Consider the following 21,220-nt stretch of genomic DNA (forward strand, 5'->3'; position numbering starts at 1 on the left):
CGAAAATGCAGGCATCGTATTCTTGAAACCGCGCTCTATGTCCGTGATGTTGCTGAGGCGATTAAATTCTATCGCGACATTATCGGGCTCGAGCCGGTGGGCAAGGTCAGTGAACGCAATGCATTCTTCCGCTGTGGCGATGGCATTCTGCTGTTGTTTAAAGCGGAAGAAACGCTGAAACCAGCGGCACCCGGATCGTTGCCAGTGCCACCGCATGGAACGAGTGGGCCGGGGCATATGTGCTTTGCGGCCACGCGTGATGAGATTGACGACTGGCGCAAGCATCTTGCGATGCACGGCATCGCAATTGAGTCTGAATTAGAATGGCCTAACGGCGCGCGTTCGATTTATTTTCGCGACCCTTCCGGCAATTCGCTGGAATTCGCCGAGCCGAAACTTTGGAGTTAAAGCATGATCCCGAAAAGTGGCATCCGGTTTTCGGATAAGATCATGCGTAAAAAGGTAGAACTGAAATGAGAAACCTCGAAAAAGGCAAACTGATCGTTGCATCGCACAATGCAGGTAAGCTGCGCGAGTTTGATGGACTGATTGCCCCGTTTGGCTTCGAGGTCAGCTCTGTTGCGGCTCTCGGCCTTCCTGAGCCGGAAGAAACCGGCACAACCTTCGAGCAGAATGCCTATATCAAGGCGCTTGCTGCGGCAAAGGCCACTGGCCTGCCGTCGTTGTCTGATGATTCCGGCCTGATGGTCGATGCGCTGAATGGTGAACCCGGCGTTTACACCGCTGACTGGGCTGAAACCGAAGACGGCACGCGTGATTTCAATATGGCGATGCGCAAGGTCGAAGATCTTTTGCAGGAGAAGGGTGCTCTCACGTCTGCCGAGCGTAAGGCGCGCTTTGTTTCAGTGATCTGCCTTGCATGGCCGGATGGTGAAGCACAATATTATCGTGGTGAAGTCGAAGGCACACTGATCTGGCCGCCACGCGGCGATATTGGCTTTGGCTATGATCCGGTCTTCAAGCCGGAAGGTTATGAGAAGACCTTTGGTGAAATGACGGCTGACGAAAAGCATGGCTGGAAGCCGGGTGATGCGTCAGCCCTTTCGCATCGTGCGCGTGCTTTCAAGCTGTTTGCTGAAAAAGCGCTCGGCGTTGTTTCGGATACGGTTGAATGAACCATCATTTTTCTCCACCTGACGCTTCAGCGAATATTCTGCCGATAGCACGTGCAGATGGAGAAACCGCGTTTGGCGTTTATCTGCACTGGCCATTTTGTCTGGCCAAATGTCCTTATTGCGACTTTAACAGTCATGTGCGCCATCAGCCGGTTGATCAGCCGCGCTTTGCTGAAGCTTTTAACCGCGAGATGGACACATTGCGCGCCCGCACAGGCCCGCGCACCATCACCAGCATCTTTTTGGGCGGCGGTACGCCGTCGCTGATGCAGCCTTCGACGGTTGGCAGCTTGCTTGATGGCATTGCGTCGCGCTGGACTGTCGCGCCTGATATTGAAGTGACACTGGAGGCCAATCCGACAAGCGTGGAGGCTGATCGTTTCCGTGGCTATCGTGCTGCGGGCGTCAATCGTGTCTCGCTTGGCATTCAGGCGCTTAATGATCCTGATCTGCGCCGTCTTGGGCGTATGCATTCGGTTGAAGAGGCCAAGGCCGCAATCCGGCTTGCGCGTGAAATTTTCCCGCGTCTGTCTTTCGATCTCATCTATGCGCGGCCTAATCAGACGATTGAAACCTGGCGTGAGGAGCTGAAAGAAGCCATTGGTCTGGCTGCCGATCATCTCTCGCTCTACCAGCTGACAATTGAAGAAGGCACGCAGTTTTATAATCTCTGGAAGGCGGGCAAGCTCACCACGCCGGACCCGGATCACGCGGCTGCTCTTTACGAAGAAACGCAAAAGATCACAGCGGAACATGGTCTTCCGGCCTATGAGATTTCAAACCATGCGGTGCCGGGGCGCGAGTCGCAGCACAATCTGGTCTACTGGCGCTATGGACAATATGTCGGCATTGGTCCCGGTGCACATGGCCGCTTTATCGAAAACGGCTTGCGCACGGTCACAATGACAGAAAAGCATCCTGAAACATGGCTGGAAAAAGTGGCAACCCATGGCCACGGTATTGTCGAGGAAGAACATCTCGATGGCGGACCGCAGGGCGATGAGTTTCTGATGATGGGCTTGCGGTTGCGCGAAGGCATTGATCTTGCGCGTTATCAGGGTCTGACAGGCCATGATATTGATCGCAAACGCCTTGAACGACTGATCGCATCGGGCATGATCGAAAAAATGGATGGTAGCTTCATCCGTGCAACGCCGGATGGTGCGCTGGTGCTTGATGCGCTTGTGGCGGATTTGGCGGCTTAGGAAATTAGATGAGTGAATTTTTGGACGAACAGAAACGCGAATTTGTCGTCGGTGGCACCGCCCAGCGTGCGCGTCCGATCGAACCCGCGCTCTATATCGTCTCGACCCCGATTGGTAATCTTGGCGACATGACGCTGCGCGGGCTGGAAGTGCTGGCAAGTGCCGACATTGTGGCCTGTGAAGACACCCGTGTGACCCGTGTGCTGCTTGATCGCTACGGCATTTCGCGCCGTCCCATCAGCTATCATGAGCATAATGCTGCTGAGGCAGGCGCAAAGCTGATCGCAGCCCTTGAAAGCGGAAAAAGTGTTGCGCTGGTGTCCGATGCAGGCACGCCGCTGGTTTCCGATCCGGGCTTCCGACTTGTCGGCGAGGCACGCGAGGCAGGTATCCGCGTGGTGCCGGTTCCGGGTGCGTCTGCGCTTCTTGCAGCGCTCGCTGCGTCTGGTCTGCCAACAGATTCTTTCATGTTTTGCGGCTTTCTGCCAGTCAAACACGGTCAGAAGACCGCCAAGCTCGAAAGCCTCAAAAATATCGAGACCACGCTTGTTTTCTACGAATCGCCCAACCGCACGGCGACAACGCTTGCCGATATGTCAGAGGTTTTTGGCGATGCGCGTGAAGCAGCTCTTTGTCGTGAACTGACCAAAGCCTATGAAACCATCGTCACTGCGACGCTCGGTGAGTTGAAACAGCAATTTGATGGCGAAGACCGTATTCGCGGTGAAGTCGTGCTGCTGGTTGGCCCACCTTCTGGCGAAGCTGGTCCGCAGAGTGAAGAAGACATCGACAAGCTGCTTCTGTCGCTCGCACAGGAATTGCCACCATCGAAAGCGGCAGGTGAAGCGGCAAAGATGACCGGCGGGCAGAAGTCGGTGCTGTATCAGCGCTTGATGCAGTTGAAGGCGCAGGGCTGATGAGCGAACTCCGCGAGAAAAAGCGCATGGCTTTCTTTCGCGGACACAGCGCCGAGCGGCTGGCTGCGCTTGCACTGATGCTTAAAGGCTTTCGCATCGTGGCGCGCCGCTATCGCACGCGGCTTGGCGAGATTGATCTGATAGCCCGACGCGGCAACCTTATTCTCATTGTTGAGGTCAAAGCACGGACAAGCGTTGAAGCAGCGCAACTTGCCGTTACGCCGCAGGCCATGCGCCGTATCGAGGCGGCTGCCGATATGTGGCTGCAACGCCAAAAGGATTACGCACAATTATCGCTGCGCTTTGACCTCGTAGCTGTTCTGCCACGTCGCTGGCCAAAGCATGTTCCAGCCTTTTTCACATCCGGCACGTATCACTAAGTCAATGTAAATCCTACAAAAATTATGGGATATAATTTGCAGCTTTTAGGAATTAAAATCCTCAAAATCTGTTTTTTGAGAAAAAGTGATGCTCCGCGTGATTTGCGCGCGCAAGCCCGTTTCTTATATATTCTGAGCAGTCCGGGGATAATGCCAGCAGTCTTAAAAAGGATACTGCTGTGGCTCTTGCGTCCCAACGACTTCTGGCTGATTTTCCTGCTTTCTTCCGTGTTTCGGAAGAGGTGGTTGTTGTCGTCGGTGGTGGCGAAGAAGCGCTCAACAAAGCGCGGCTCGTGGCGCAGACCTCTGCACGTTTGCGTATTGTTGCGGAAGAGTTTGAGCCAGCTTTGGTGAGCTTTATCGAAAGCCACGGTGCAGAGCGCATAACAGCAGCTTTTGAACCAAAGCACCTCGAAGGCGCGAAGCTGGTTTTTGTTGCAACGGGTGACGAGCATCAGGACCGGGCAATTGCAGCGATTGCCAAAGCCCAAAAAATCCCGGTCAATGTTGTTGATCGTCCGGCGCTCTGCGATTTTCTGACACCGGCCATCGTCAACCGTGCGCCGATTGCAATTGTCATTGGCACCGAAGGCTCGGCTCCGGTTCTGGCACAGATGGTGCGGGCGCGCATTGATGCGGCCTTCTCGCCCCGCCTTGGTGAGCTTGCGCATTATGCCGAAAGTTGGCGTCCGATGGTCGAAAAGCTTTTGCCAAAAGGCTTGGCACGCCGCAGCTTCTGGCGTGGGTTTTTCTCCGGATCCGTAGCGCGTGCTGTTGAAAATGGAGATCGCGAAGCAGCATACAAAGCTGCAAATGAATTAATCGAGCAAAGAGAACATGCTGCGGGTTATGTCTGGTTGGTTGGTGCTGGTCCGGGTGCAGAGGACCTTCTGACCCTGCGCGCGCATCGCGTTCTGATGGAAGCCGACGTTATCGTGCATGACGCGCTCGTGCCGGAAGGCGTGATTGCCATGGGGCGTCGTGATGCCGAGCGTCTCTCGGTTGGCAAGCGCAAGGGTTGCCATTCCAAGAGCCAGAGCGAGATCAATGATCTGCTGGTGAAGCTCGGTCGCGAAGGCAAGCGTGTAGTGCGTCTCAAAGCAGGCGATCCGCTGGTGTTTGGCCGTGCGGGCGAAGAAATGGCGGCCTTGCGTTCAGCCGGCATCGGCTTTGAGATCGTGCCGGGTATAACGTCTGCTTTCGCAGCCGCAGCCGATATGGAACTGCCGCTGACTTTGCGTGGTGTTGCTTCCTCGCTGGTGTTTACGACAGGCCACGATATGGCGGGCGATGTGCTGCCGGGCTGGGCCAAGCTTGCCGTCTCCGGGGCAACAATCGCCGTCTATATGGGAGCAACGGTTGCAGCCTCGGTTGCAAGCCGTCTGATCTCTGCCGGTCTGCATGAAGACACAGCTGTGGCGGTTGTTGAGAATGCGAGCCGGAAGGATAAGCGGCTGTTCCATGGAACATTGAAAGATCTGCCATCGCTGGAAAAGCGCAAAGAGCTTGCAGGTCCAGTCATGGTTATCATCGGCGATGCTGTTGCAGGTGCCGCTATCGACAAAGCGCAGGCGCTGGCAGTCCAGCCAGTGGTTTTAGCGGCTTAAATCAGGAGTTGGGAAAATGGTTGTAAAAGTTCTCACCGCAAACCGGCTCATTGATGGACAGGCCGTGTGGCTTGGTGCTGACGGATCATGGCAGGAAACCATTGATGGTTCACTGGTTGCGCGCCACGCAGAAGCGATAGCCGCGCTTGAAGAAGCGGGCAAGGTTGCCGCGAAAGCCAATCTGGTTGTCGATGTGAATGTCATTGATGTCGAAGAGCGCGACGAAGGGCTTTATCCCATTCGCCTGCGTGAGCGCATCCGGCTCTCCGGCCCCACCATTATTACGCTTGGTCAATCGCATGGCTCCCAAAAGTGGGAACCGGTTTTGGGATAAAGCCATGCTTAAAAGACCGTTAAAGCAAGCTTCCTGATCTGAATATCGGAAATCACTATGTATCGTTATGATGAATTTGACCGCGATTTTGTTGCGGCCCGTGTTGCACAGTTCAAGGATCAGGTCGGGCGTCGCCTTTCTGGCGAATTGACGGAAGATCAGTTCAAGCCGCTGCGGTTGATGAACGGTCTTTATCTGCAATTGCATGCCTATATGCTGCGTGTTGCGATCCCTTACGGCACATTGTCGAGCCGCCAGCTGCGCCGGCTTGGCTCCATTGCGCGGGATTATGATCGGGGTTTTGCCCATTTCACGACCCGTCAGAATGTTCAGTACAACTGGCCAGCACTGAAAGATGTGCCGCAAATTCTCGAAGAGCTTGCCGAAGTCGAAATGCATGCGATCCAGACTTCTGGCAATTGCATTCGCAATGTGACGGCCGATCACTTTGCTGGTGCAGCCGCTGATGAAGTTGCCGATCCTCGCCCCTTTGCAGAAATTCTGCGTCAGTGGTCGTCGCTGCATCCGGAATTTTCCTATCTGCCGCGTAAGTTTAAAATTGCGATTGTTGGCTCCGAGCATGATCGTGCGGCCATTCAGGTGCATGACATCGGCTTGCAGCTTAAAAAGAATGAAGCGGGTGAACTTGGCCTTGCCGTCTATATTGGCGGCGGGCAGGGGCGAACGCCGATGGTTGCCAAGAAAATCCGCGATTTTCTGCCGGTCGAAGACATGCTGACCTATGTGACAGCGATTGTCCGTGTCTATAATCTCTATGGACGCCGCGATAACAAATATAAGGCACGCATCAAGATCCTCGTTCATGAAACCGGCGTCGAGCCGCTGGTTCAGGAGATTAACGCTGAATGGGAACAGATCCGTTACAGTGATTTGCGGCTGCCGCAGCACGACATTGATGCGATTGAAAGCTATTTCCGGATACCGGATCTTCCGCAACGTCCCGAAGGGTGGGAAATTCTGGCGGTCACGCAGAAATCCGACGCCGATTTTGCCGCCTGGACCAAGCGTAATGTTACGCCACATAAGAACCCGGACTATGCCGTCGTCACGATTTCGCTGAAACCGATTGGTGGGATTCCGGGCGATGCCAGTGCCGAGCAGATGGAGCTGGTTGCGGATATAGCGCAGACCTATTCGTCGGATGAAATCCGCGTCAGCCATGAGCAGAATCTGGTTCTGCCGCATGTTGCCAAGGCTGATTTGCCGGCCGTCTATGATCTGTTGCAATCGGATGGTCTGGTGACGGCCAATGCCGGTCTGATCACCGATATTATTGCCTGCCCCGGCCTCGATTATTGTGCGCTGGCCAATGCGCGGTCGATTCCCGTCGCGCAGCGTATTTCAGAGCGCTTTGGGGATCAGCAGCGACAGCTTGAAATCGGTGATCTCAAGATCAAGATTTCCGGCTGCATCAATGCCTGTGGTCATCACCATGTCGGCCATATCGGTATTCTGGGCGTTGAGAAGAAGGGCGAAGAACTTTATCAGATCACGCTTGGCGGTTCCGGCGATGAGCATACGTCGATTGGCGACATTACTGGACGCGGCTTCTCATCCGAAGAAGTGGTCGATGCGATTGAAACCGTTGTCGATACCTATCTTGGGCTTCGTGAAAATGCGGATGAAACCTTTATCGCTGCCTATCGCCGTGTTGGTATGGAGCCCTTTAAACGCGCGCTCTATGGCGAGGTGAGCCGTGCAGCTTGATGCGGATGAACGTGCTCAGGCGCAGGCCCGTTTGCTGGAGGCAAGCCATGGCGCTTCGACCCCGCAGGAGGTGATTGCGCTCAGCACGCGAGAATTGTTCGAAGGCGGAATTGCTGTCGTTTCATCGTTTGGTGCGGAATCGGCTGTGCTGCTGCACATGATTTCTAAGGTTGATCCGGCCATCCCGGTTCTGTTTCTCGATACGGGCAAGCATTTTCGCGCAACGCTTGATTATCGGCATGATCTTGCAGAGCGTTTGGGTCTTCTCGATGTGCAGGACATTCTGCCGCTTGAGGAAAGCGTGAAAGCGGATGATCCGTTCGGCGCATTGTCGATGACCGACAAGGACCACTGCTGTTTCATTCGCAAGGTCGAGCCGATGGCGCGCGCGGTCGCCCCTTATCGTGCATGGATGACAGGCCGGAAGCAGTTTCAGGCTTCGACCCGCAATGCTTTGCCGGTTTTTGAATCGGTCGGCCCGCGCATTCGCATCAATCCGCTTGCGCGCATGAGTTCGGACGATTTGCGTGCCTATGCGCAATCCCATGACCTTCCTGTGCATCCGCTGACAGAACAGGGCTATCGGTCCATCGGCTGCATGCCCTGCACACGTCCAGTCAATGATGGTGAACATCAGCGCGCCGGACGCTGGGCTGGATCGGAAAAGACCGAATGCGGCATCCATCTGACCGGCCTCACGGACAGCTTGAAAAACCTTGGAGCTTTGGACCAGAAATGAGCGAAACCAAACTTTGGTCCGAGCAGGGCTTTCGTGAAGACCATTATATTTTTGCGGATGATCTTGAAACCGCAGGCGATGCACCCGCAATCATCATCCCTCTGGCCATCTGGCTGGGGCTTGATGAAGAACTGCTTCGCGCCTCCAATCGCCGCATTGGTGTTTTGGTTACGCCGGGCGAGAAGATCGAGCCACTGCTTGATCGTCTCGACAGTCTGCCGGTGATTGCCCTGCAATTTCCAGCTTTCAATGATGGTCGCTCCTACTCAAAAGCAGAAGTTTTGCGCCGCGCAGGTTTTGCGGGTGAATTGCGTGCAACGGGCGACGTGTTGATCGATCAGGCAGCTCTTATGCTGCGCACGGGTTTTGACAGTCTGCAAGTGACCAACAAAGTCGCACAAACCCGCCTTGGCGAACAGCGACTTGTGGATACGCCCGGCTATTATCAGCCCGGTCGCGGTTCGGTGCAGCAGGAGGGTGGATTCGCCTGGCGGCGTGTTAAATCGCAGGCATAAGCGTTTTGTGGTTTTGCTTGTCGGCTTGATGAGGTAGATACGCGTCAATAATTTTTGGAGACATGACGTGATCCGCCACATTGTTTTCTTCAGCGTTAAGTCTGATCAGGATGTCGAAGTCGTCCGTAAGGGTCTGGAGCAGTTGGGCACCATTCCTTATTCGGACGTATTTGAAGTTCTGCCGAATTCCAAGGTAGACCCGATGGGCAACGCGATTGATCTCGTTGTTTATGCCGAGTTCAAGGATGAAGAAGCGCTTTTCGCTTATAAAAACCATCCGACCTACGACGCAGCCACGCAATATGTGCGCCCGATGCGTGAACTGCGTTTTTCTGCCGATGTCGTGAGCGACAAGAGTTAATCAATCTGCGGTGGTGCTTGCAACGGAAGGCCACCAAACAAGTCGGGTTCGAGCGATGTTCTGGCGCGTTCGATATTGAGCAGACGCAGCTTGGTCACTGTGCCGCCAGCAGCCGAAAAGCCGCCGATCTTGCCATTGGACCCCAAAACCCGATGGCAGGGCACAATGATCGGAAATGGATTTTTGCCGAGCGCATAGCCAACGGCCTGCGAAAGACTGACATCGCCAAGCCTGCGTGCGATTGCGCCATAGGTGATGGTCTCACCCGCTTTCAGTTTCAGCAGGATTTCATAGACTTTTCGGTTGAGGTCCGGCACAGAATCAAGCGCCAGCGGCGTCTGCGAAAAGTCTGGATCGCCACCTTCAAGCAGCACACGAACCTTATCGATAGTTTCCGCGACATAAGGGGGCGGGTTGGATACCTCTGTATCCGAAAAACGCGACTGAAGCCGATAACGCGTTTCGTTTTCATCGGCATCGCCGATTTCCACGCCGATTATTTTGCCCTCATGCCAGGCCATGCCACACGGGCCGATAGGCGTGTCGAATATGTTGATACCGGTCGAATCCATGAACAACGATATAGCATAATTCGCAACAATTGCTGCGGATGGTGTTGCGAAATGGTTGAAGAACGCAGCAAATAATGATTGTGTGGAAACAGCCGCCATGGGCGCGACCATGGGTCATGTCTTTAAATGGCCAGATGATTGAGCAATACCTTCCGGCGCGCGTTTGATGTGATCGGAACGAGGAATTTGAGATGGACGATTACGAACGCTATGCCACAGGGCTGATGATCGTTTTTGGTGCGCTGATTGTCGGCGCGCTGATGGCAGCCAATCTTTATCATGGCGACAAGCCCGGCTTTCTTTTCGCACTGGGTGCGGCGGTGGTGGGCTGGTTCTCTGCCTTTGCCGTGCTTTTTGATAAGCCGCGTGTTTATGGCGTCATGATCGCTATCGCCATCGGTCTCGTCGCTGCTTCTATTGGTGCTTTCGTAACCTGATTTTTGCGATATATGCTCATAAAAAGCCCCGGATTTCCGGGGCTTCTTTGTTTAGATATATGGTGAGTAGCACTGGCGGCGTGGGCCGTAATTGGGCTGGAACGTATTGTCGTAAGCCCGATAAGACCGATAACGGTTATAGCACCAGCGTACATGCGCATTGCCGCCGCCGCGATAGACTGGTGCCGGGCGATAGCGCGGTGGGTGATGACGGTAGCGTGGCGGTGGTGGCCCCCAATTCCGGTAATGCGGCCTGTATCCATCCCGATAACGCGGGTGATGGTGTCGCCAATGACGGCGGTCTCCACGATAATCGTAATATTGAACATTCTCGATTGGAGCCTGTGCACCATGGCTGACGGCTGGGGCTGTAAGTGTTGTTGGTTGCGCAGCATTGGCGCTTGCAGTGACACCAGGCACGCCTATGCCGAGTGACAGACACGCTGCGAAGAAGGAAGATGCAAATTTCTTCATCGGTTTCTCCCTGATAAAGTGGTTTTTATCAACGTCCCTGACGTGATTTTGCTCCCGCAATGTGGCGGGTAGGTGGCTCACAAAACTCACTTTTTCTTCAAGCTGGCAACAGTTCGGTGAAGGTGGACACGTTCGCTCAAAGCGCGCCGTCATAATTGACATAAAGATATGTTTATGTCATTAAGCGGTTCTTATGTGCGGTCCGTTCGCTCAGAGCGATCAGGTATGCGCCCAAGAAAGCAATCTGCGCATCGCGTTTTCAGAAAATCCTTTGCGGATTTCGGGTGGTGTTGTAGCGATGAAGCGTATCAGAATACAGGCGGTAATCCCCTATGACGTCTTCCCTTGATAATCTTTTTGGTTCAACGGCAGCAAAGCCGGACGGTTCGGAAGTGCTTGCTGCGCTGACCCAGGCCGCAAGTGAGCGCATTCTGATTCTCGACGGGGCCATGGGTACGCAGATTCAAGGGTTAGGCTTTCACGAAGAGCATTTTCGCGGCGAGCGCTTCGGGGCCTGCGATTGCCAGCTTCAGGGTAACAACGACCTTCTGACGCTCACCCAGCCAAAGGCGATTGAAGAAATTCACTATGCTTATGCCATGGCTGGCGCTGATATTCTTGAAACCAATACATTTTCTTCGACCACCATCGCGCAGGCTGATTATGGCATGGAAGATGCCGTCTATGAGCTGAACCGTGATGGCGCGCGCTTGGCACGTCGCGCAGCAATTCGTGCGCAGCAAAAAGACGGTCGCCGCCGCTTTGTTGCTGGTGCCTTGGGGCCCACAAACCGGACTGCATCGCTGTCACCGGATGTCAACAATCCCGGCTATCGTGCGGTCACTTTCGATGATCTGCGCCTTGCCTATGCCGATCAGATCCGCGGACTGATTGATGGCGGCGCCGACATTATTCTGATTGAAACGATCTTCGATACGCTCAACGCCAAGGCTGCTGTCTTTGCAGCCGAAGAAGTGTTCCTTGAGAAGGGCGTGCATCTGCCGGTGATGATTTCCGGCACGATCACCGATCTTTCGGGCCGCACGCTTTCAGGCCAGACGCCAACGGCGTTCTGGTATTCATTGCGCCATGCCAAGCCTTTCACCATTGGGTTGAATTGCGCACTCGGTGCCAATGCGATGCGCGAACATCTCGCAGAAATTGCTGGCATTGCCGATACATTTGTCTGTGCCTATCCGAATGCTGGTCTACCGAATGAATTCGGCCAGTATGACGAAAGCCCGGAAGCCATGGCAGCCCAAATCGAAGATTTTGCGCGCGAAGGTCTCGTCAATGTGGTGGGCGGGTGCTGCGGTTCAACGCCGGATCATATCCGCGCAATTGCCGCGGCTGTTGCCAAGCATCCGCCGCGCAAGCCGGTCAAGGTGCCGCCACTGATGCGCCTGTCGGGCCTTGAGCCTTTCACGCTGACCAAGGATATTCCTTTCGTCAATGTTGGCGAGCGCACCAACGTCACGGGCTCGGCCCGTTTCCGTAAGCTGATCAAGGCTGGTGATTATTCGACGGCGCTTGATGTGGCGCGTGATCAGGTGGAGAACGGCGCTCAGATCATCGACATCAACATGGATGAAGGTCTGATCGACTCGCAGCGAATCATGGTTGAATATCTCAACCTGATTGCGGCAGAGCCGGATATTGCGCGCGTGCCGGTGATGATCGACAGCTCTAAGTGGGACGTGATTGAAGCTGGCCTGAAATGCGTTCAGGGCAAGCCCATCGTCAATTCGATTTCGCTCAAAGAAGGCGAAGAAGCCTTCCTGCATCATGCGCGTTTGGTGCGTGCTTACGGTGCGGCAGTTGTCATCATGGCATTTGACGAAACCGGACAGGCGGACACGGAAGAGCGCAAGGTCGAAATCTGTACCCGCGCTTATAAGATTTTGACCGAGCAGGTGGGCTTCCCGCCCGAAGACATCATCTTCGATCCGAACGTCTTTGCGGTTGCGACCGGCATTGACGAGCACAATAATTATGGCGTCGATTTCATCGAAGCCACGCGCAAGATTACCGAGACCTTGCCGCACGTCCATATTTCGGGCGGCGTCTCAAACCTGTCTTTCTCGTTCCGCGGCAATGAGCCGGTGCGCGAAGCAATGCACGCCGTCTTCCTTTATCATGCCATTCAGGTTGGCATGGATATGGGCATCGTCAATGCGGGTCAGCTGGCGGTCTATGACACGATTGATCCCGAATTGCGTGAAGCCTGCGAAGATGTGGTGCTGAACCGCCGCGATGACGCAACGGAGCGACTGCTTGAAATCGCCGAGCGTTTTCGTGACAGTGGCACTAAGGAGGCCAAGGCTCAGGATTTGAGCTGGCGCGAATGGCCGGTTGAGAAACGTCTTGAACATGCGCTGGTCAACGGCATTACCGAATATATCGAAGCCGATACCGAAGAAGCGCGGCAGGCGGCTGCACGTCCGCTGCATGTTATCGAAGGCCCGCTGATGGCTGGGATGAATGTGGTTGGCGATCTGTTCGGTTCGGGCAAGATGTTCCTGCCGCAGGTGGTTAAATCCGCTCGCGTGATGAAGCAGGCAGTGGCTGTGCTTTTGCCTTACATGGAAGAAGAAAAGCGCCTGAGCGGTGGTGAAGGTCGCCAGAGCGCCGGTAAGGTGCTGATGGCTACCGTGAAGGGCGACGTGCATGACATCGGCAAGAACATTGTCGGCGTGGTCCTCGCCTGCAACAATTACGAGATCATTGATCTCGGCGTAATGGTGCCAGCGCAGAAAATCCTTGAAACCGCAAAGGCGGAAAATGTCGATGTGATCGGCCTTTCCGGGCTGATTACACCATCGCTGGATGAGATGGTGCATGTGGCGGCTGAAATGGAACGCGAAGGCTTCAATGTGCCGCTTTTGATCGGTGGCGCTACGACCAGCCGTGTGCATACGGCGGTAAAAATCCATCCGCGTTATGAGCAGGGACAGGCGGTCTATGTGATCGATGCCAGCCGCGCAGTGGGCGTTGTTTCCAATCTGCTGTCGCCTGAAAACAAGGATGCCTATGTTGAAGGTATTCGTGCTGAATATGCCAAGGTCGCAGCCGCGCACGCCCGCAACGAGGCGGAAAAGAAGCGTCTGCCGCTGGCTCGCGCACGCGAAAACGCCCACAAGCTCGACTGGGACAACTACACGCCGCCAAAGCCGACATTCCTTGGCACCAAGACCTTCGAGAACTATGATCTCGCAGAGATTGCGCGTTATATCGACTGGACGCCATTCTTCCAGACATGGGAGATGAAGGGCCGTTATCCTGCCATTCTTGAAGATGAAAAGCAGGGCGAAGCAGCGCGTCAGCTATGGGCGGATGCGCAGGCCATGCTTGCAAAGATCATCGATGAGAAGTGGTTTGCACCGCGTGGCATAATCGGTTTCTGGCCTGCCAATACGGTGGGTGATGATATCCGTCTCTTTACCGATGAAAGCCGCAAGGAAGAGTTAGCCACCTTCTTCACATTGCGCCAGCAATTATCAAAACGCGATGGCCGTCCGAATGTCGCCATGTCCGATTTTGTGGCCCCTGCCGATAGCGGCAAGCAGGATTATGTCGGCGGCTTCGTCGTCACGGCAGGCATTGAGGAAGTGGCAATTGCCGAACGCTTTGAACGCGCGCATGACGATTATTCGTCCATTCTTGTCAAAGCACTGGCGGACCGTTTCGCCGAAGCCTTTGCCGAACTGATGCACCAGCGCGTTCGTAACGAGTTCTGGGGCTATGCGCCGGGTGAAGATCTGTCGAATGACGATCTGATCCACGAGCGTTATGCGGGTATTCGTCCGGCACCGGGCTATCCGGCACAGCCTGACCACACCGAAAAGAAGACGCTGTTCGAACTGCTCGATGCAACGGCTCAAACTGGTGTCGAATTGACGGAAAGCTATTCCATGTGGCCGGGCTCGTCCGTGTCGGGCCTCTATATCGGTCATCCGGAAAGCTATTATTTCGGCGTTGCAAAGGTGGAACGTGATCAGGTCGAAGATTATGCGAACCGCAAGGGCATGAGCGTTGAGGAGGTCGAGCGCTGGCTTGGCCCGATCCTCAATTACATTCCCGGTCAGGCACCGGAGCCGGTTGAAGCGGCAGCCTAGCGCATTTCCAATGTTTCAATCAAAACAGGAATGACTTCGAACCCGAAATGAGCGCAGAGAGTTGCTTCAAAGTGATGCGCATTTCGGGAAAGATGCGCGTTAAAATAAATGATTAAAGTGCTTAATTGCTCCAATCAGATTGAAGCCATTCTAATCTAGGTCGAGTGGCCTGATGCAGAAGAGCATCAGTTCCTTTTTATGTTCGGAGATTCTGGTCTATCTGCTCGGCTCGTTTGTCAAAAAATCTCGAAAACGAAAAGCATTTCCTTCACCCTGTCTCCCCATATTTAAGCAAATGACCCTACATCCATCTCGTTAAACGAGAGCATAATTCTTTTTGGAGTGAAACGAGGTGCGATAAAATTATGCTTAAAATTAAAGGGTTTATCGAGAATCTCTGTTTCAATTAGAATGGAATTCTCCTTGAGAAGGATTTTTTCCGCATATATTAAAGATATACTAATTTAGATCTTGCAATGCGTAATATTTGTATTTGTATTTACTAAAGTCCGATAATACCCGTAATAAATAATTGTTTTATGTTATTATCGTAGGATATTATAATAGTTATAGGTAGATGGTCCGAGAATCATATGTTATGTTGAACAGGTGGCTTACGGTATTGTGGTCTATAAACACACATACGGGTTCCGGCGCCATAGAATCCTAAAAAAATTGATATTTGTTTTTCCTGGTCGATCCATTCGGCCCAGAATGTGCCTGCTTGAATAAAATTCACGTGAATAATCCGGTTCATCGAAACAATATTAGGATTCCAGCTATGAATTGCGAAGTTTTTTACGACACGCTTCAGTCATCTGATAGTGCGGATGATTTGTTCGAGCATATCAAGTCCTATGCAGCACAGTTGGGCTTTTCCTACGTGTCTTATGCAATGTGCGTACCGTCTCTTGATAGCATTTCGCGCTGGATACGCTATGAGACGACGCCAGTGGCTTGGCAGAAACATTATGCTTTAAAGAAATACGTCGAAATTGATCCCGTTGTGCGCCGTGGAATGAACAGCATTGAACCGCTGGTATGGTCGCAAAGGCTGTTTGCGGAAGCACCCCAGATATGGGCGGACGCGCAGGAGTTTGGTCTGCGGTCGGCTATTTCGCAGCCAAGCTGGGCAGCGCAGGGCGTTTTTGGGATTCTCACATTTCTGCGGGAAAAGCCTTCACTTTCAGAAGGTGAGGTCTCCATGCTGCGCAGACAGATGCAGGTCGTTGCCAATCTTCTCCATCTTGCCATGTATGAGCATCTTGATGTTCCAAGCATCAATTGTGTAGGCGAGGTTAATCTCACCGCGCGCGAACGTGAAATTCTGCGTTGGACAAGCGAAGGCAAGACCGCCGAGATTATCGGAACAATTCTCAGCATCTCGACCCGAACAGTCAATTTTCATATCAGCAATGTTCTCTCCAAACTTGTTGCGGTCAACAAGGTGCAGGCCGTAGCCAAGGCACGCACTTTTGGTCTTCTATAACGGCTCTTAATCCTTCGGCGGTTTGGTTCGAAGGATGTTCATGCCCTTCAGAATTTAGCTTAATACTATAAAATTTGTAGTATTTTCCGTAACTTGAGCCAGGATTTGACTTTTCGCTTCAGCGCAAGTTTCTTCCTCCAACGGGCTTAAAACAGGCACGTTTTCGCTTAACGCCCTCGCAATACGCGATAGCATACTTTTCCTTTTGTTCTGTCTTTCACGACAATGCGCTCACAGTGGCTTAGCCACATCTGCGCCGGACCAAGGCTCGCGCCATCCTCCCGCCAGTTTATTTAAGATTAAGCCGGTTTCCCGGGAGAAACAGACGTGCATCATGCATCCCTGACCAAAAACCTGACACATCTTCAGCGCCTGGAAGCAGAAGCAATTCATATTTTTCGCGAAGTTGCCGCGACCTTTGAAAATCCGGTCATGCTTTATTCGGTGGGCAAGGATTCCTCCGTTATGCTGCATCTGGCGATGAAGGCATTCTATCCCGCGCCGCCGCCATTCCCCTTCCTGCATGTCGACACGACGTGGAAATTCCGCGAGATGATCGAATTTCGCGATGCACAGGCGCGCGAAAAGGGTTTTGAGCTGCTGGTTCATATCAATGAAGATGGCGTGCGGGATGGTGTTGGTCCATTCACGCATGGCTCAAACGTCCATACCCATGTCATGAAGACGGTTGGTCTCCGTCAGGCTCTCGATAAATATAAGTTCGATGCCGCCTTTGGCGGTGCGCGCCGCGATGAGGAAAAGTCGCGCGCCAAGGAGCGCATTTTTTCATTCCGCAATATGCAGCACGGCTGGGACCCGAAGAACCAGCGGCCGGAAATGTGGAAGATCTATAATACCCGCATTGCAAAGGGTGAATCGATCCGCGTCTTCCCGCTTTCCAACTGGACCGAGCTCGATATCTGGCAGTATATTTTGCAGGAAAATATCCCGATTGTGCCGCTCTATTTTGCAGCAAAGCGCCCTGTGGTCGAGCGCGACGGCATGTTGATCAAAGTCGACGATGACCGCATGACTTTGCGCCCCGGCGAAACGGTCGAGGAACGGCTGGTACGCTTCCGCACACTTGGCTGTTATCCGCTGACGGGCGCGATTGAATCACGTGCCACCAATCTTTCTGACATTGTTGAAGAAATGCTGATCGCCCGCACATCCGAGCGACAGGGCCGCGCCATTGATCGTGACGAGGCGGGCTCCATGGAAAAGAAGAAGCGCGAGGGCTATTTCTGATGAACGCCTTATTAGAGTCTTCTGTAACAAGTGCAGCTGTGAGCGATTTTCTCGCCGATCAGGAACGCAAGACGCTGCTCCGCTTTCTCACTTGCGGTTCAGTCGATGATGGTAAATCCACGCTGATCGGGCGGTTGCTTTATGACACCAAGCTGATCTTTGAGGATCAGCTGGCCACGCTGAAGAATGACAGCCGCAAGTTCGGCACCACGGACGACGATTTTGACTTCGCGCTGCTGGTCGATGGTCTGGAAGCCGAACGCGAGCAGGGCATTACCATCGATGTGGCCTATCGCTTTTTCTCAACGCCGCGCCGCAAATTCATCGTGGCCGACACGCCGGGCCATGCGCAATACACGCGTAACATGGCAACAGGCGCGTCAACCGCTGATCTGGCGGTGGTGCTGATCGATGCGCGGCAGGGCGTGTTGACACAGACACGCCGTCATAGCTTCATTGCTTCGCTGTTGGGCATCCGGCATATCGTGGTGGCGGTCAACAAGATCGATCTGGTTGATTTCTCGCAAAGCGCTTTTGACAGCATTGTCGCTGATTATATGAGTTTCGCCAAAGATTTGGGCTTTGCCAGCATTCAGGCAATTCCGCTCTCAGCGCGCTTTGGCGATAATGTCAGCAGCCATTCCCCACGAATCCATTGGTATGAAGGGCCGTATCTGCTCGAACATCTGGAAACGGTGCGTCTTGATGGGGATGCGGTCGGCAAGCCTTTTCGCTTTCCGGTGCAATATGTGAACCGGCCAAACCTTGATTTCCGGGGCTTTTCCGGCACCGTTGCCTCCGGTTCAATTGCCGCAGGTGATACGGTCGTGGTCGCAAAGTCGGGCAAGCAATCGAAGGTGAAACGCATTGCCACCTATGACGGCGACTTGGCCCGTGCAACCGAGGGGCAGGCGGTTACGATTGTGCTGGAAGACGAGATCGAAGTCTCTCGCGGCAACATGCTTGTGGGTGCAGAATCGCGCCCGGAAGTGGCCGACCGTTTCAGTGCCAATATCGTCTGGTTTGGCGAAGAAGTCTTGCAGCCAGGGCGCTCCTATCTGCTGCGCACCGAAACCGACCAGACGCCGGTGACGATCAGCGAGATTAAATATCGCACCGATGTGAATAGTTTCGCGCGAGAAGAGGCGACACGGCTTGATTTGAATGAAGTTGGTCTTTGCCATCTTCAAACAGCGGATCAGATTGCTTTCGACCCCTATTCGGACAACCGCGTGACGGGTGCTTTCGTGCTGATTGATCGTCTCACCAATGCGACGGTGGGCGCTGGTATGATCAAAGAGGCGCTGCGTCAGGCAACCAATGTGCATTTGCAGGCTTTCGATCTTGATAAACAAGCGCGTGCGGAACAAAAATTCCAGAAACCAGCGGTGCTCTGGTTCACAGGCCTGTCTGCTTCTGGCAAATCGACCATTGCCAACCGGCTTGAACAGCGGCTTCATGCGTTGGGCAAGCACACCTATCTGCTGGATGGCGATAATGTCCGTCATGGCCTTAACAGCGATCTTGGCTTCTCTGATGAAGACCGGGCCGAGAATATCCGCCGCGTTGGCGAGGTAGCGGGGCTTATGGCCGATGCCGGGTTGATTACGCTGGTGTCGTTTATTTCGCCTTTCCGTTCAGAACGCGATCGCGTGCGTTCGCTTCTGCCTGAGGGTGAATTCATCGAAATTTTTGTCGATACGCCGATTGAAGAATGCATGGCGCGTGATCCGAAGGGGCTTTATGCGCAGGCTCTGCGTGGCGAGATCAAGGCTTTCACCGGCATCGATTCGCCCTATGAAGCGCCGTTTTCGCCGGAGCTGCATCTTCACACCGCAGGACGTCACATTGACGAACTCGTTGCGGAGGTGGAAAAGTATCTGGCCGAACGTGGTATTATCGGCAGCTATGGCAGTGATTCCTGGTCGATTTGAGAAATGACAACAGCAACCTCCCCCAAAGCCGATCCAAACAGCAAAGCTTTGCTCAAAGTACTTGAGGATACAGCCCTTGAGGCGGGGCGCGTCATTCTCAAACATTACACGGATGGCTGTGCGGTTCATTCCAAGAAGGATCAATCGCCGGTAACGGAAGCAGATCACGCGGCAGAAGCGATTATCCTTTCTGCCCTTGCGTCTTTCGCACCGGGCATTCCGGTGGTGGCCGAGGAAGAAGCCGCCGCAGGGCGTCTGCCAGAACAGCTGGGTGAGACATTCTTTTTGATTGATCCGCTTGACGGTACGCGTGAGTTTCTGCTGCGTAATGGCGATTTTACGGTGAATATCGCACTCATTGAGAATGGCGTGCCGGTGCTGGGCCTCGTCTATGCCCCGGTGCGCAACCTGCTTTATGTGGGTGGCCGTGACGGTGCGCAGGAAGTGGTGACGTCCGCCGATCATCAGATTATCAGCAGGCGTCCGATTGCTGTCCGCATTGCACCGCCTGAAAAGGTAGTGGTTTGTAGCCGCTCTCACCTGACGCCTGAAACAGAAGAGTTTCTGAAACGCAATCACGGTGGCAAATGTGTTTCTGTCGGCTCATCACTCAAATTCTGCATGATCGCACGTGGCGAGGCTGATCTTTATCCACGCTTCGGTCCGACGATGGAGTGGGACACGGCAGCCGGTGACGCCGTTCTGCGCGCGGCAGGTGGCATGACGACGACATTTGATGGCAAACCGATGATCTATGGCGCGCGTTCTGATGGAACGGTCAAAGGTTTTGCGAACCCGGATTTTGTGGCTTTTGGCGCAGGAGAAGCACCTGTTTTTGCATCGATAAGCCAGCTAATCAGGTGACAGGCAAAAATAGCTGAAAAAAAGCGGGATGTTCCCCTTGCGGGTTCAAAAGAGCGGCGCTATAAGCCGCTCACAGCCGGACGATAGAGTCTTGGTTTTATGGTCGCGGAGCGTAGCGCAGCCTGGTAGCGCACCTGATTTGGGATCAGGGGGTCGGAGGTTCGAATCCTCTCGCTCCGACCATTTTCTCCCCTTCGACATGCCCTCAAGCATTTCCTGTTTTGACTGGATCATTGGAAATGCCCTATCTATTTATTTTCACGCATTATCCCACGCAAAGCCGCTTCGCACTTTTGCTGGAAATGCTCTAGTTTGATTTGCCGAAGACTGACATCCGCATAAACTCCCCGTTATATTCAGCGATTTCGACCAACCTGGGCCTGTCGAGAATTTCGACTTTTGACGCCTTGAATATTAAAAGTCCTTCTTCGCGCAGTTCGCGCAGCATGCGGTTGAGATGAATTGGCGTTAATCCAAGCGCATCAGCCAGCTGGTATTGCGTCAAGGGGCAGTAAAACGCGTCCGGTTCCTCGCTCATACCGCAGGCACGTACGCGGTCTGCCAGCTCCAGCAAAAGATGTGCTGTGCGGACAAAAGCGCTCCGGCATCCGACATTGGTCAGATGCTCCACCAGCATAGCGCGTTGTCTTGAGAGCATTTCAATGAAGATCATGCCGAGCCGCGGCATTTTCCAGATGGTTTCTCCAAGCGACGTCAGCGGTATCTCGTAAGCTGACATCGGGGTGATTGTCTTAATCGTGTTGTAACTATAGCCGTCAGCGGTTCTCAGCCCAATAAAATCACATCGCATCGGAAAGTCGATGATCTGACGTTCGCCACCCGAAAGGTCACGATAAACACATCCCCAGCCTGAACGCACCAGATGGATGCTGCGGACCGACGCGCCCTGATTGATGATGACGGCATCGGCCGGGTAACTGGCTTCGGTGATTGTCAGTGACAGAAGAGTTTCTTTTTCCTGCAGGTTGAGTTTGGCCAGAATTGGAGGCGATTCCAATAAGCTGACCAAGCCGTCAATCATGAGGGCTGTGGTGTTTTGGTTCCCACTTTGCATCCGCCGCCTATGCCCCACGAAAGTTATAGAATTTATAACTTTCAGTTCCCGAAGTCGTTCTTATGGTCAGCTTATTTTTTTATAAAACGC

Annotated in this window: 20 protein-coding genes and 1 tRNA gene; 18 read left to right on the forward strand and 3 right to left on the reverse strand. The window is 53.6% G+C overall.

The genetic code is table 11. From position 1 onward, the window contains the following. The first annotated feature begins 18 nt into the window (after positions 1-18). From ABE530_RS01130 to ABE530_RS01180, 11 genes are all read left to right on the forward strand, one after another. Entirely contained in the window at positions 19-408 is a 390-nt protein-coding gene (locus ABE530_RS01130) for a VOC family protein (protein WP_499693652.1), read from the forward strand. Between the two features lie 65 nt (positions 409-473). Next, positions 474-1,136: an RdgB/HAM1 family non-canonical purine NTP pyrophosphatase gene (rdgB, locus tag ABE530_RS01135; protein ID WP_499693327.1), complete on the forward strand. Its 663-nt coding sequence runs from the start codon at positions 474-476 to the stop codon at positions 1,134-1,136. Continuing rightward, entirely contained in the window at positions 1,133-2,341 is a 1,209-nt protein-coding gene (hemW, locus tag ABE530_RS01140; protein WP_499693328.1) for a radical SAM family heme chaperone HemW, read from the forward strand. The genes rdgB and hemW overlap by 4 nt, the downstream gene beginning before the upstream one ends. A gap of 8 nt (positions 2,342-2,349) precedes the next feature. Then, positions 2,350-3,258, forward strand: coding sequence for a 16S rRNA (cytidine(1402)-2'-O)-methyltransferase (rsmI, locus tag ABE530_RS01145; RefSeq protein WP_499693329.1), 909 nt, complete (start codon positions 2,350-2,352; stop codon positions 3,256-3,258). Then, complete coding sequence (locus tag ABE530_RS01150) at positions 3,258-3,638, forward strand: YraN family protein (protein WP_499693330.1); 381 nt, start codon at positions 3,258-3,260, stop codon at positions 3,636-3,638. The genes rsmI and ABE530_RS01150 overlap by 1 nt, the downstream gene beginning before the upstream one ends. 179 nt (positions 3,639-3,817) lie before the next feature. Continuing rightward, positions 3,818-5,245, forward strand: coding sequence for a siroheme synthase CysG (gene cysG, locus ABE530_RS01155; protein ID WP_499693331.1), 1,428 nt, complete (start codon positions 3,818-3,820; stop codon positions 5,243-5,245). Positions 5,246-5,261: 16 nt separating this feature from the next. After that, positions 5,262-5,579: a DUF2849 domain-containing protein gene (locus ABE530_RS01160; protein ID WP_499693332.1), complete on the forward strand. Its 318-nt coding sequence runs from the start codon at positions 5,262-5,264 to the stop codon at positions 5,577-5,579. 57 nt (positions 5,580-5,636) lie between these two features. Further along, positions 5,637-7,307, forward strand: coding sequence for a nitrite/sulfite reductase (locus ABE530_RS01165; RefSeq protein ID WP_499693333.1), 1,671 nt, complete (start codon positions 5,637-5,639; stop codon positions 7,305-7,307). Beyond that, positions 7,297-8,046, forward strand: a complete 750-nt coding sequence (locus tag ABE530_RS01170) for a phosphoadenylyl-sulfate reductase (RefSeq protein ID WP_499693334.1) — start codon at positions 7,297-7,299, stop codon at positions 8,044-8,046. Before ABE530_RS01165 ends, ABE530_RS01170 begins: the two co-directional genes overlap by 11 nt. Beyond that, the gene (locus ABE530_RS01175; protein ID WP_499693335.1) at positions 8,043-8,561 is read left to right on the forward strand and encodes a DUF934 domain-containing protein; all 519 of its coding nucleotides are present in this window, start codon (positions 8,043-8,045) and stop codon (positions 8,559-8,561) included. The genes ABE530_RS01170 and ABE530_RS01175 overlap by 4 nt, the downstream gene beginning before the upstream one ends. Before the next feature lie 67 nt (positions 8,562-8,628). Then, positions 8,629-8,922 (forward strand): Dabb family protein, encoded by a 294-nt coding sequence (locus tag ABE530_RS01180; protein ID WP_499693336.1) that lies wholly within the window; start codon positions 8,629-8,631, stop codon positions 8,920-8,922. Here ABE530_RS01180 and ABE530_RS01185 read toward each other — a convergent pair. Continuing rightward, positions 8,919-9,494 (reverse strand): methylated-DNA--[protein]-cysteine S-methyltransferase, encoded by a 576-nt coding sequence (locus ABE530_RS01185; protein ID WP_265983826.1) that lies wholly within the window; start codon positions 9,492-9,494, stop codon positions 8,919-8,921. The genes ABE530_RS01180 and ABE530_RS01185 overlap by 4 nt on opposite strands. 191 nt (positions 9,495-9,685) lie before the next feature. On the opposite strand from ABE530_RS01185, the gene ABE530_RS01190 reads away from it, so the two are divergent. Then, complete coding sequence (locus ABE530_RS01190; protein WP_134153770.1) at positions 9,686-9,931, forward strand: hypothetical protein; 246 nt, start codon at positions 9,686-9,688, stop codon at positions 9,929-9,931. Positions 9,932-9,982: 51 nt separating this feature from the next. Here the strand turns inward: ABE530_RS01190 and ABE530_RS01195 are convergent, their stop codons facing one another. Then, complete coding sequence (locus tag ABE530_RS01195) at positions 9,983-10,405, reverse strand: BA14K family protein (protein WP_265982754.1); 423 nt, start codon at positions 10,403-10,405, stop codon at positions 9,983-9,985. Positions 10,406-10,737: 332 nt separating this feature from the next. Between ABE530_RS01195 and metH the strand changes: the two genes are divergently transcribed. The 6 genes from metH (at position 10,738) to ABE530_RS01225 (ending at position 20,238) form a co-directional block, all read left to right on the forward strand. After that, entirely contained in the window at positions 10,738-14,520 is a 3,783-nt protein-coding gene (metH, locus tag ABE530_RS01200) for a methionine synthase (protein ID WP_499693337.1), read from the forward strand. Positions 14,521-15,301: 781 nt separating this feature from the next. Next, on the forward strand, positions 15,302-16,009 hold the full coding sequence (locus ABE530_RS01205) for a LuxR family transcriptional regulator (protein ID WP_265982759.1): 708 nt from the start codon (positions 15,302-15,304) through the stop codon (positions 16,007-16,009). A gap of 327 nt (positions 16,010-16,336) precedes the next feature. Continuing rightward, positions 16,337-17,257, forward strand: coding sequence for a sulfate adenylyltransferase subunit CysD (gene cysD / locus ABE530_RS01210; RefSeq protein WP_265982760.1), 921 nt, complete (start codon positions 16,337-16,339; stop codon positions 17,255-17,257). Beyond that, positions 17,257-19,191 (forward strand): sulfate adenylyltransferase subunit CysN, encoded by a 1,935-nt coding sequence (cysN, locus tag ABE530_RS01215; protein ID WP_499693338.1) that lies wholly within the window; start codon positions 17,257-17,259, stop codon positions 19,189-19,191. The genes cysD and cysN overlap by 1 nt, the downstream gene beginning before the upstream one ends. Positions 19,192-19,194: 3 nt before the next feature. Further along, the gene (cysQ, locus tag ABE530_RS01220) at positions 19,195-20,055 is read left to right on the forward strand and encodes a 3'(2'),5'-bisphosphate nucleotidase CysQ (RefSeq protein ID WP_499693339.1); all 861 of its coding nucleotides are present in this window, start codon (positions 19,195-19,197) and stop codon (positions 20,053-20,055) included. Between the two features lie 106 nt (positions 20,056-20,161). Continuing rightward, a tRNA-Pro gene (locus ABE530_RS01225) sits at positions 20,162-20,238 on the forward strand. Between the two features lie 124 nt (positions 20,239-20,362). Here the strand turns inward: ABE530_RS01225 and ABE530_RS01230 are convergent. After that, positions 20,363-21,130 carry a Crp/Fnr family transcriptional regulator gene (locus ABE530_RS01230; protein ID WP_499693340.1) on the reverse strand — a complete coding sequence of 256 codons (768 nt, stop codon included), beginning with the start codon at positions 21,128-21,130 and terminating at the stop codon, positions 20,363-20,365. Positions 21,131-21,220 lie beyond the last annotated feature (90 nt).

Source organism: Brucella sp. TWI559 (assembly GCF_039674265.1).
GTDB lineage: Bacteria > Pseudomonadota > Alphaproteobacteria > Rhizobiales > Rhizobiaceae > Brucella > Brucella chromiisoli.

What these genes read in the sequence shown, in the direction of transcription:
- rdgB (WP_499693327.1), top strand. Translation starts at nt 474, where the DNA reads ATGAGAAACCTCGAAAAAGGCAAACTGATCGTTGCATCGCACAATGCA.
- hemW (WP_499693328.1), top strand. Translation starts at nt 1,133, where the DNA reads ATGAACCATCATTTTTCTCCACCTGACGCTTCAGCGAATATTCTGCCG.
- rsmI (WP_499693329.1), top strand. Translation starts at nt 2,350, where the DNA reads ATGAGTGAATTTTTGGACGAACAGAAACGCGAATTTGTCGTCGGTGGC.
- ABE530_RS01150 (WP_499693330.1), top strand. Translation starts at nt 3,258, where the DNA reads ATGAGCGAACTCCGCGAGAAAAAGCGCATGGCTTTCTTTCGCGGACAC.
- ABE530_RS01160 (WP_499693332.1), top strand. Translation starts at nt 5,262, where the DNA reads ATGGTTGTAAAAGTTCTCACCGCAAACCGGCTCATTGATGGACAGGCC.
- ABE530_RS01165 (WP_499693333.1), top strand. Translation starts at nt 5,637, where the DNA reads ATGTATCGTTATGATGAATTTGACCGCGATTTTGTTGCGGCCCGTGTT.
- ABE530_RS01175 (WP_499693335.1), top strand. Translation starts at nt 8,043, where the DNA reads ATGAGCGAAACCAAACTTTGGTCCGAGCAGGGCTTTCGTGAAGACCAT.
- ABE530_RS01185 (WP_265983826.1), bottom strand. Translation starts at nt 9,494, where the DNA reads ATGGATTCGACCGGTATCAACATATTCGACACGCCTATCGGCCCGTGT.
- ABE530_RS01190 (WP_134153770.1), top strand. Translation starts at nt 9,686, where the DNA reads ATGGACGATTACGAACGCTATGCCACAGGGCTGATGATCGTTTTTGGT.
- ABE530_RS01195 (WP_265982754.1), bottom strand. Translation starts at nt 10,405, where the DNA reads ATGAAGAAATTTGCATCTTCCTTCTTCGCAGCGTGTCTGTCACTCGGC.
- metH (WP_499693337.1), top strand. Translation starts at nt 10,738, where the DNA reads ATGACGTCTTCCCTTGATAATCTTTTTGGTTCAACGGCAGCAAAGCCG.
- ABE530_RS01205 (WP_265982759.1), top strand. Translation starts at nt 15,302, where the DNA reads ATGAATTGCGAAGTTTTTTACGACACGCTTCAGTCATCTGATAGTGCG.
- cysN (WP_499693338.1), top strand. Translation starts at nt 17,257, where the DNA reads ATGAACGCCTTATTAGAGTCTTCTGTAACAAGTGCAGCTGTGAGCGAT.
- cysQ (WP_499693339.1), top strand. Translation starts at nt 19,195, where the DNA reads ATGACAACAGCAACCTCCCCCAAAGCCGATCCAAACAGCAAAGCTTTG.
- ABE530_RS01230 (WP_499693340.1), bottom strand. Translation starts at nt 21,130, where the DNA reads ATGCAAAGTGGGAACCAAAACACCACAGCCCTCATGATTGACGGCTTG.